This window comes from Vibrio sp. 1978, assembly GCF_033344345.1.
Genome location: NZ_JAWPOP010000567.1, coordinates 1 through 653, shown reverse-complemented (window position 1 = coordinate 653; position 653 = coordinate 1). Strand labels below are relative to the sequence as shown.

General features: G+C 49.8%; 1 protein-coding gene. It reads right to left on the bottom strand.

Annotation, left to right across the window (positions count from 1 at the left end; genetic code table 11):
- Positions 1 to 653 (bottom strand): SulP family inorganic anion transporter (locus R8N49_RS27865; RefSeq protein WP_318190541.1); only part of this gene is annotated, 653 nt, incomplete at both ends.

Below are 653 nucleotides of genomic sequence, written 5' to 3'. Positions count from 1 at the left end.
TTGACGAGAAATGGCCTTAGACACACTGAAAATCATTGGGCCAGAGAGATAGAAGAACAACACTCGCCCATTGGCGCGATCTAACAATCCTCGTTCACTGTCCGTCAGTGGCACATCATCTTCATCGGCATCACTGATGGCTTTTACCTGACGAGCTTGCTCGCGACTCAAGCGCTCAATAATCATGATGTTTGAAACAAACACACCCAAACCAACGGCCACAATGAGATCAACAAACACCGTCAGTAGCATCACGCCATACATGATCGCCATGCCAGAAAAACTGACCTTATGCGCGCGCTGAATAAAGCTCCAGTCTAAGATGTTAAAGCCAACGTACACCGCGATGCCTGCTAGCACAGCCATTGGGATAGGTTCGGTTAATCCACCAGCCACCAAAACAACCAGAGCCAGTACTAAGGCTCGCACCACACCAGATAATGGAGAGCGAGCGCCAACTTGGATGTTTGTCACCGTGCCCATCGTCGCACCCGCTCCTGGAAGTGCGCCGAATAAACCTGAAATCATATTCGCTAAGCCCTGACCACGAAGCTCTTTGTCGGAATCGTGCTCTTTACGGGTAAGTGAGTCACCGATAACCGCAGTTAACAAGGTATCAATACAACCGCGCGTACCTAACACCAATGCATCGA